This is a genomic window from Tissierella sp. (assembly GCF_052089545.1).
Lineage (GTDB): Bacteria > Bacillota > Clostridia > Tissierellales > Tissierellaceae > Tissierella_A.
This window is the reverse complement of sequence record NZ_JBQDAA010000077.1, coordinates 1-9,584: the sequence shown is the minus strand read 5'-3', so window position 1 is coordinate 9,584 and position 9,584 is coordinate 1. Positions and strand designations below refer to the sequence as shown.

Genomic DNA, 9,584 nt, shown 5'->3' with positions numbered 1-9,584 from the left:
ATGATAGAAAGATCTGGACAACAAGGAGTACCAGTAGTAGATATAGACGGGAAAATAATTGTAGGATTTAACCAGCAAAAACTTGACGAGAAATTAGGTTTATAAATAAGAGTTTAGCAAATTCTCCCTAAAACAAATATAAATTATATTTGTTTTAGGGAGAATTTTGTATGAAAAACTTAAAAATGCAGATTAGATCTTAAAATATATCTATATCTTATAATCACATATTTCTTGCAATTGTATTTGAATATATTTTTATTATATGAATATATAACTTACTAAGGGGTATAAGCTTAGTGATATGAATAAATATAGGGAGGAATTTTAAAATGGATGGCTATGTTGTTAAAGAAGTAAAAAATCTATACACTGTTATTAAGTTAAAAGAATTTAGAAAAACAGAAGGCGTAAGGTTTGATGTTATGGTAAAAGATATGGTGCCAAAGATTGATGCTATAGACAGAGTACTACATAAAGGTGCTGCCGTATCTCCAGGTCCAATTGGAGATGTAGATAGACCTTGGTATATGCACCCACATCAAGCTGACAATCTTTTAGTATTGAGAGGAATCAGACATATTGAAGTTTATACTCCAGAACATGGAAAGATAGAAAAATTTGTAGTTACTCCTGAATATGTAGAGCACAATGGTGAAAGAATAGTAGAAGGTGGTGGACTTGTAGTTTGGCCAACTAATGTATTTCATAGGATAGTAAGTGAAGAAGATGGGTCAGCTTCTGTTAATCTTGCAACACATGAAGATGGATTTGATATAAAAACAAATTTCAATATATATGATTTAAATACAGAAACTGGAGAATATAAACTTATAAGAGAAGGATATAAAGACCAAAAATAAATTTCAAATAAAATCAAAGATATAGTAAATTATAAAAAGATATAGTATAGTTAATATTAACTATTACTGTATCTTTTTTTGTTTAAATATAGAAAGGTTTTATTCATTAAAGATATAAATAAAACAAATAGATTAGTTAAAGGAGTTTAAACAAATGAAAATTATTATACCAATTATAGTTGGATCAATTATTGGATATTTTACAAATTGGCTAGCTATAAAGATGCTTTTTAGACCCTTAAAAGCAAAAAAAATCTTAGGAATTAAAGTTCCATTCACACCTGGTCTTATTCCTAAAGAAAGAGGGCGAATGGCAAAAAGTATAGGTGAAGCAGTTGGAATGCATCTTCTTACACCTGAAAAAATAGCAGAAGTAGTTTCAAGTAAAGAAACAAAAGAAAAAATAGAAGAATTTATAAAATTTAAAATAAATACTTTAAAAGAAAGTGAAAAAGATTTAAACAGTTTTCTTACTTCAGTAAGCTATAAATTTCCAGTAGATAGGATAAGTGAAAGGATTTTTAAGCTTTTTTCAAAAAAACTTAAAGAAAAAGAAGTAAAGTATAAACTTAGTCTTTTTTTACAAGAGCATATATATCCAAAGTATAAAGATAGGTTAGTAAGGAAAATATCAGATAATGGGAATAGATATTTAGAAAGAATAAAAAACTCAAAATCATTAGAAGATATGATTTTGAAAGATATAAATAATAAATTGAATAGACTAAAAGATACTGATATAATACTATCAGACATCATAGATGATAATCTAATAATAAAATTAGAAGATAGTATTTATATGAATAAAAAGAATATAATGAATAGTTTAAGAGAGCTTTTTTATAAAGAGGACATACAAAAAGCCTTACTTTCTTCTATAGAAAACCTAGTAGAGTTAAACTTAAGCAAGATGATTACTATGTTTATAGACTCTAAGACTATTTCTGAAAAAATATTTGAAGTTATTAAGAAATATATTGATAGTGAACAAGCTGAAGAAGCAGCAAGTTTTATAATAAAAGATTCTATTAAAAACTTACTAAACACTGAAGTTTATACTATAATTGAAAAATCTAATTCTATATTGGATGAAAATGATGTATTAAATTTATATAAAAAAACATTGGATCATATATTTAAAGAAGAAAATCAAGAAAAAATTCTAAATCTAATAATAGATAATATAAATGGGAATGAAAAACTTATAAAAGATAAAATAGATTATACTTTTAAAAAGTCTATAGAAGATATATTAGAATCAGAAAGCTTTGAAAGTATATTTAAGGAAGAAATAAATAAGTCTTTAAATAAAATATTAAATACTTCATTTAAAGATCTTCTAAAGGACTTAGATGAAAAGACATTGGAAAAGGTATTTGAATTTGCAAATAATATAATAAATATAGGATTTAAAGAAGAAATATTTAATATAATAAATTTATTTGATATCTCTAAAGTAGTAGAGGATGAAATAAATAGTTTTGAAGTAGAATATACTGAAAAACTCATATTAAAAATAGCAGATAGGGAACTAAAGGCTATTACAAGGCTTGGAGCTTTACTTGGGGCTATAATGGGTCTTTTAATGCCTATTTTACAGATGATTTAAGAGATAAATGAGGAGGACAAAGATGAACTTAGATGAATTTAATATTAGTGAAGATAATTTACAGATCCAACCAGTTTTATTGGGGGGAGATATAAACTGCTATAGTGTAGCAAGAGCTTTTCATGAAGAATATGGTGTAAATTCTATTGCCTATGGAAAACTTGCACTTGGTGCGACTAAAGATAGTAAAATAATTGATTTTAGGATATATGAACATATGGATGATTCAGAAAAACTTGTTGATTTACTTATAAAATTATCTGATGAGATTAAAAAGGATAAAAAGGTTCCTATTTTAATGGGTTGTACAGATGAATATGCTGAATTTATAATAGATTATAAGGATAGCTTATCTAAAAGCTATATAACACCTTATATAGAAAGTGAGTTAAAAGATAAACTGATAGAAAAAGAGTCTTTTTACGAGATGTGTGAAGAAAAAGGACTTTTCTATCCAAAAACATATATTTTTTCCAAAGGTGATACTGTAACAGATTTTGAATTTTCTTATCCGGTTATAATAAAACCATCAGATAGTGTATTATATTGGCAGTTTCCATTTGAAGGAATGAATAAGGTATATACTGCAAAAAATAAAGAAGAATTTGTAGAGATTACAAATAAGATATATGAAGGAAGATATGATAAAAACTTAATAATTCAAGACTTTATACCTGGTGATGATTCACATATGAGGGTTCTTACTTGCTATTCAGATAGGAATGGAAAGGTGAAAATGATGTGTTTGGGTCATGTTTTATTAGAGGAACATACTCCTACAGCTATTGGAAATCATGCTGCTATAATAACAGAATATGATGAAGATCTTATGAATGGTATAAAAGACTTTTTAGAGAGTATAGATTATGTAGGATTTTCAAATTTTGATATAAAATTTGATACTAGGGATAATAAATATAAATTGTTTGAAATAAATCTTAGACAAGGAAGAAGTAACTTTTATGTAACGTCATCAGGAAATAATATAGCTAAATATGTAATAGAAGATAGAATTTTGAAAAAGGATTTAAAGCTAAAGATTCAAAAGGATCCATTTTATTGGCATGTAGTTCCAAATGGAGTAGTTTTAAAATATGTAAAAGATGAAAAACTAAAGGGAAAAGTAAAAATATTAATTGATCAAGGTAAAGAAGCTACATCTTTTGGATACAAGGAAGATTTAAGTGGCAATTTTAAAAGAAGTCTTTATGTATTTTTATATAATATAAATCAGTTTAGAAAATATAAGAAATATTTAGGATAATAAAAGAAAGTCATAACTTAAGAAGAAGTAATGGGAGAAAAAGATGAAATTAAAAGAATTATTGAAAGATATAAAATTTAGTTCAAATATGAACTTATCAGAAATAGAAGATATAAATATAAAAGATATTGCATATAATTCAATGAGCGCAAAAGTTGACTATATTTTTGTAGCTATAGTTGGAGAAACAGTAGATGGACATAAATATATAGATAGTGCCTATGAAAATGGTGCTAGGGTATTTGTAGTAAGTAAAGATATGGATTTGCCTAAAGGTAGTGTAAAAATTTTAGTAAATGATACTAGATTTGTATTGTCTAAAATGTCTTCTAATCTATTTGGAAACCCTTCAAAAGAACTTAAGGTTATTGGTATAACTGGAACCAAAGGGAAAACGACTACCAGTAATTATATAAAAGCTATACTCGAAAAGGCAGGGTTTTCTGCAGGGATAATTGGTACAAATGGAGTTTTTTATGGAGAGATAAAGGAAGAGTCTAAAAATACAACTCCTGAGAGCTACGAACTGCAAAGAATTTTAAGGCAAATGGTGGTTTATGGTATGAAATTCGTAGTCATGGAAGTATCATCTGGGGGCCTTAAGATGAACCGAGTAGACCATATAAGCTTTGATTTAGGTATATTTACAAATATATCTAGAGACCATATAGGGCCTAAAGAACATCCAGATTTTAAAGACTATCTAGACTCCAAAGTAAAACTGTTTAAACTTGCAAAGCATGGAATTATAAATAAGGATGATAAACATGCAGGATATATAATTGACAATGCGAAATCTACTATAGACACATTTTCTATTTATAAAAAATCTGATTTTAAGGCTGTAGATATAAAACTATCCCAGGATATAAAACATTTAGGTTCTAGTTTTATATGTAAAACAGATAATGAAAAAGATAGTTACAAAATTGCATCGCCTGGCACATTTAGTATATATAATTCTTTAGCTAGTATAGTTACAGCTAGATATTTTGAAATAGACTATGGAACAATAAAAAATGTTTTAAAAGATGTAAATGTAAGCGGAAGAGTTGAACTTCTTCCTATATTAGATTATGCATCTGTAGTTTTAGACTTTGCTCATAATGAAGTTAGCCTTAAAAACATAATTGAAACATTAAAAGAATATAAACCAAATAGACTTATTTGTTTGATAGGCTCTGTAGGAAACAGGTCTTTTTTACGTAGAAAAGAAATGGGAGACATAGCTGCTAGGGAATGTGATGTTTGTATACTTACATCTGACAACCCAGACTATGAGGATCCAATGCAAATAATAGATGAAATGTCGGAATCCTTTAGAGGATCTAATTGCTTATTGATAAAAGAAGCAGATAGAAAAGAGGCTATTAAAAAAGGAATAAATATACTTAAAAAAGATGACTTGTTATTACTTGCTGGAAAGGGTCACGAAACTTATCAACTTATAGAAGGAGAAAAAAGATATTTCAATGATAAGGAAGTTGCAATAAATGCTGCGAAAGAATTATTGAAAAACTAACTACATGAGGGGGAACTTACTGTTTTAATATAAGCAATTTTATAATAAGTTACAAAATAGTTAAAAATCAATAAAGTAATTGTCTAATTTTATACAATGTGGTATGATTATATTTGTAATAATAAAAATATTAGGAGGAATAAAATGAAGAAAATAATATCGCTTTTATTAGTACTTATGTTACTTATGTCCGTTGTAGTGGGTTGTACACAAGAACCTGCTGATGAAGACGCAGATGCACCAGAAACTGAGGCACCAGAAGATAATGATGAAGAAGATGAGGAAGATGAAGAGTCGGAAGGTGAAGCTAATATTACTAAAGTTGGCTTAGGAAATATGGTTTCTATATCTAAATCAGCATCAGCTGAAGATGATAAACCAGCAAAATCTCAAGCAGATATAACTGTAGCTGCAGTAGGCTTTGATGATGATGGAATGGTTCAAAGTGTTACAATAGACGTATCTCAACCAAAGGTAGAATTTGATGAAGATATGAAAATAGCTTCAGATATAGAAGAAGAAGTAAAGTCTAAGCATGAATTAAAAGAAGATTATGATATGAAAAAGGCATCTCCGATAGAAAAAGAGTGGTATGAACAAATGAATTCTTTTCAAGAATGGATGGTAGGTAAAACTGTAGAAGAAATAACTGGAATGAAAACGAAAGAAGCAAATGAAGCAAATGAAGATCACCCAACAGTTCCAGATGTAGAAGAACTTACATCAAGCGTAACTATAGACGTAGGAACTTACCTAGCAGCAGTACAAGATGCATGGGATAATGCTAAAGATGTAGAAGGAGCAGAAAAAGTAGGTCTTGGATTTAAAACTACTTTAGATAGTTCTAAAGGTGCAGAAGACGATAAGAATGCTGTAGCACAATCAGATGCTACAATGACTGCAACAGCTTTTGATGCAGATGGTGAAATTCTTAAGTCTATTGTAGACACTGTTCAAGTAAAAGTAGAGTTTGATGAAGACGGAAATTTAGTAACTGAAAAAGATGCTGAATTTAAAACTAAGCATGAACTAAAAGAAGATTATGATATGAAAAAAGCATCTCCAATAGAAAAAGAATGGTATGAACAAATGAACTCTTTCCAAGAGTGGATGGAAGATCAAAGCGTAGAAGAAGTAACAGGAATGAAAACAAAAGAAGCAAATGAAGATCATCCAACAGTTCCAGATGTAGAAGAACTTACATCAACTGTAACTATGGATGTAGGAGGTTACCTAGAAGTAATCCAAGAAGCATGGGACAATGCTAAGTAAATCGAACAAATAAAAAAGTTCTCTTATCATAAGAGAACTTTTTTTATTGTAGAAAAGACAATATTTTGATATGATAACTAGGGGTGAAAAAAATGAAAAGAAGATTTATTTATGGTTTAATATTGATACTTAGTATATCTATATTGAGTGGGTGTTCAACAAATAATTATGAGAAATATGAAGGTAGTTTTTTTGATACTTTTGATACACTTACAAAGGTAGTTGGATATACTGAAAGTAAGGAAGAGTTTGATCTGTATATGGAAACTATACATGGTAGATTTACTGAGCTTCATAAACTCTTTGATAAGTATAAAACTTATGATGGAATGAATAATATAAAAGATATAAATGACAATGCTGGAATAAAACCAGTTGAGGTAGAAGACGAAATAATAGATTTGATTCTATTTTCAAAAGAGTGGTACGAAAAGGCAGGAGAAGAAACTAATATAGCTATGGGCCCTGTAATAGAGATATGGGCAGACTATAGTGATGCAGCTGAAGCAGATCCTGAAAATGCAGAGATTCCACCTATGGGAAAACTTGAAAAGGCTGCAAAATATACAGATCTAGAAAAAGTAATAGTTGATGAAGAAAATAGCACTGTTTTTTTAGAAGAAGAAAACATGGTGTTAGATGTAGGAGCAATAGCAAAAGGGTATGCAGTAGAACTTGTTGCTAAGGAGATAGAAGAAGAAGGATTAAAATCAGCCATTATAAGTGGTGGAGGTAATATAAGAACAATAGGAAAACCACTAGATGATGTAAGGGAAAAGTGGGGAATAGGTATCCAAAACCCTGATAAAGACTTAATAGATACTGGGAATATTCTTGAAACAGTATTTGTAAATGATTACTCAGTAGTAAGTAGTGGAGATTACCAAAGATATTTTGTTGTAGATGGTAAAAGATATCACCATATTATAGATCCACATAGTCTTATGCCAGGAGACCATTATAGGGCTATTACAATAATAACACCTGATTCTGGAGTTGCAGATTTACTTTCTACCTCAGCTTATTTGCTTCCTTTTGAAGAAAGTAAAGAACTGATAGATTCGTTAGAAGATACTGAAGCTATATGGGTTATGAAAGATGGAAGCGTAGAAATTACTGAGGGAATAAAAGATATAGCCCTAAGTCAAGGTGCTAGCGGAGGAAAAGCTGAATAAAAATGGAGGTAAAACTATGAAAAGACTTGGAATTTTAGGTGGAATGGGTCCAAAGCCTACAATAAAACTATTTCAGACGATAGTTGATATGACAGAGGCTCATAATGATCAAGAAAACATTCATATAATAATAGATAATAACACTAAGATACCAGATAGGACTTCATTTTTATTAGATAATACCAAGGAAGATCCGCTTCCAATCTTGAAAGAGTCGGCAAAGAGACTGGAAGAAGCGGGCGCAGATATAATAGTTATGCCCTGCAATACAGCTCATTACTATTATGAAGAAATAAAAAACAGTATAAATATATCTTTTTTAAATATGATAGAAGAAACAGCTATTTATATAAAAAAAAGATACCCAGATTTAAAGAAGATAGGATTACTTGCTACTGATGGAACTATAAAAATGGGTATATATGATAAGATGTTTTCTAAATATGGTATAGGTGTAATAAATCCATGTAAAAATGATCAAAGATATATATATGATCTTATATACAATATAAAAGAGAATAAAGAACAAAAGAGTTTAGATGGAGTTTATGTTACTATGGAAAAATTAGAAAAAGAAGGAGCAGAAATTTTTATTGCAGGATGCACTGAAGTTTCGGTTGCTCTAGATAAGTTTGATATAGAGGGTAAGTTTATAGATCCCATGGAAGTATTAGCAAGGAGATCTATAGAATTTGTAGGGGCTAAATTAAAAAAATAAAAAATGCTAGAAACTTTAAAGTTTCTAGCATTTTTTTATGAATAATTAACTAATTTTTGTTGAAATTTTATCCATGAAAACAGCTATAGCGCCGTCTCCAGTTATGTTACAAGCAGTTCCAAAACTATCTTGTGCTACATAAAGAGCAATCATAAGAGCAAGCATTGGCTCTGGGAAGCCCAGCATAGTTTCAAGTAGTCCTAAAGCAGCTATAACTGCTCCTCCTGGAACTCCTGGTGCTGCAACCATAGTAACACCTAGCATCATTATAAATGGGAACATGGTAGCAAAGCTAACCGACATACCATTTAACATCATTACTGCCATGGAACATGCAACAAGTGTTATAGTACTTCCTGAAAGGTGAATAGTTGCACCAAGTGGTATTACAAACTCTGCTATCTCGTCTCTAACCCCGTTTTTCGCAGTTTGCTTTAAAGTAACTGGGATAGTAGCTGCAGATGATTGTGTACCTATTGCTGTTAAGTAAGCAGGTATCATGTTTTTCAAAGCTTTGAAAGGATTTATTCCTGCAACTGAACCCGCAATTAAAAACTGAATTACTACAATAGTTAAGTGAAGTAAAAGTATTATAATAAATACTCTTGAAAACACTGAAAGTATAGTAGCTACCTGTCCAGCATGAGTCATATTTGCAAAGATTCCAAGTATATGGATAGGTAATAAAGGTATAATTACTTTATTTATTACTAATTCAATGATAAGTTGAAATTCTTTTACTGCCCTTTTTAATACATCACCTTTAATAGCTGCAATACCAAGTCCTAATATAAATGCAACTAAGAGTGCGGTCATAACTCCAAATACTGGGGGCATTTCAACAGCAAATAATGCTTCTACTAATGCTTCTTCTGGGTTTCCTGAATCTAGTACAAGACTTCCCTCTTTTAAGAAACTTGGGAAAATTAACGAAGATGCAAAATATGAAAGTGATCCTGCTACTAGTGTAGAACCGTAAGCAACTCCTGTTGTTATAGCTAAAAGTTTTCCTGCTCCTAGTCCTAAATCACCAATTCCTGGTGCTACAAAGCCTATTATAATAAGCGGGATTGCAAAATTTAAAAATCCGCCAAATAAACCATTAAAAGTAGCAAGTATAGCAACCACTCTTGTGGACATAAACTGTCCAATTAAGATACC

At 29.8% G+C, this 9,584-nt stretch carries 8 protein-coding genes; 7 read left to right on the top strand and 1 reads right to left on the bottom strand.

The window, feature by feature from the left end:
• The first annotated feature begins 332 nt into the window (after window positions 1-332).
• The 7 genes from ACTHW2_RS07110 to ACTHW2_RS07080 all read left to right on the top strand — a co-directional run bounded on the left by ACTHW2_RS07110 (window position 333) and on the right by ACTHW2_RS07080 (window position 8,423).
• On the top strand, window positions 333-863 hold the full coding sequence (locus tag ACTHW2_RS07110; protein ID WP_442263265.1) for a hypothetical protein: 531 nt from the start codon (window positions 333-335) through the stop codon (window positions 861-863).
• Window positions 864-1,017: 154 nt separating this feature from the next.
• Window positions 1,018-2,472, top strand: a complete 1,455-nt coding sequence (locus ACTHW2_RS07105) for a DUF445 family protein (RefSeq protein ID WP_442263264.1) — start codon at window positions 1,018-1,020, stop codon at window positions 2,470-2,472.
• A gap of 22 nt (window positions 2,473-2,494) precedes the next feature.
• Window positions 2,495-3,736, top strand: a complete 1,242-nt coding sequence (locus ACTHW2_RS07100; RefSeq protein WP_442263263.1) for a carboxylate--amine ligase — start codon at window positions 2,495-2,497, stop codon at window positions 3,734-3,736.
• A gap of 43 nt (window positions 3,737-3,779) precedes the next feature.
• The gene (locus ACTHW2_RS07095; RefSeq protein ID WP_442263262.1) at window positions 3,780-5,258 is read left to right on the top strand and encodes a UDP-N-acetylmuramoyl-L-alanyl-D-glutamate--2,6-diaminopimelate ligase; all 1,479 of its coding nucleotides are present in this window, start codon (window positions 3,780-3,782) and stop codon (window positions 5,256-5,258) included.
• Window positions 5,259-5,402: 144 nt separating this feature from the next.
• A complete protein-coding gene (locus ACTHW2_RS07090; protein ID WP_442263261.1) occupies window positions 5,403-6,530 on the top strand; it encodes a hypothetical protein in 1,128 nt (375 codons plus the stop codon).
• A 92-nt stretch (window positions 6,531-6,622) separates the two neighbouring features.
• Window positions 6,623-7,705 carry an FAD:protein FMN transferase gene (locus ACTHW2_RS07085; RefSeq protein ID WP_442263260.1) on the top strand — a complete coding sequence of 361 codons (1,083 nt, stop codon included), beginning with the start codon at window positions 6,623-6,625 and terminating at the stop codon, window positions 7,703-7,705.
• A gap of 16 nt (window positions 7,706-7,721) precedes the next feature.
• The gene (locus ACTHW2_RS07080; RefSeq protein WP_442263259.1) at window positions 7,722-8,423 is read left to right on the top strand and encodes an aspartate/glutamate racemase family protein; all 702 of its coding nucleotides are present in this window, start codon (window positions 7,722-7,724) and stop codon (window positions 8,421-8,423) included.
• A gap of 45 nt (window positions 8,424-8,468) precedes the next feature.
• On the opposite strand, the gene ACTHW2_RS07075 is transcribed toward ACTHW2_RS07080, so the two are convergent.
• A partial coding sequence (locus tag ACTHW2_RS07075) for a dicarboxylate/amino acid:cation symporter (RefSeq protein WP_442263258.1) occupies window positions 8,469-9,584 on the bottom strand: 1,116 nt, incomplete at its 5' end.

Coding starts and splice junctions, on each gene's coding strand:
- ACTHW2_RS07110 (WP_442263265.1), top strand. CDS start 333: ATGGATGGCTATGTTGTTAAAGAAGTAAAAAATCTATACACTGTTATT.
- ACTHW2_RS07105 (WP_442263264.1), top strand. CDS start 1,018: ATGAAAATTATTATACCAATTATAGTTGGATCAATTATTGGATATTTT.
- ACTHW2_RS07100 (WP_442263263.1), top strand. CDS start 2,495: ATGAACTTAGATGAATTTAATATTAGTGAAGATAATTTACAGATCCAA.
- ACTHW2_RS07095 (WP_442263262.1), top strand. CDS start 3,780: ATGAAATTAAAAGAATTATTGAAAGATATAAAATTTAGTTCAAATATG.
- ACTHW2_RS07090 (WP_442263261.1), top strand. CDS start 5,403: ATGAAGAAAATAATATCGCTTTTATTAGTACTTATGTTACTTATGTCC.
- ACTHW2_RS07085 (WP_442263260.1), top strand. CDS start 6,623: ATGAAAAGAAGATTTATTTATGGTTTAATATTGATACTTAGTATATCT.
- ACTHW2_RS07080 (WP_442263259.1), top strand. CDS start 7,722: ATGAAAAGACTTGGAATTTTAGGTGGAATGGGTCCAAAGCCTACAATA.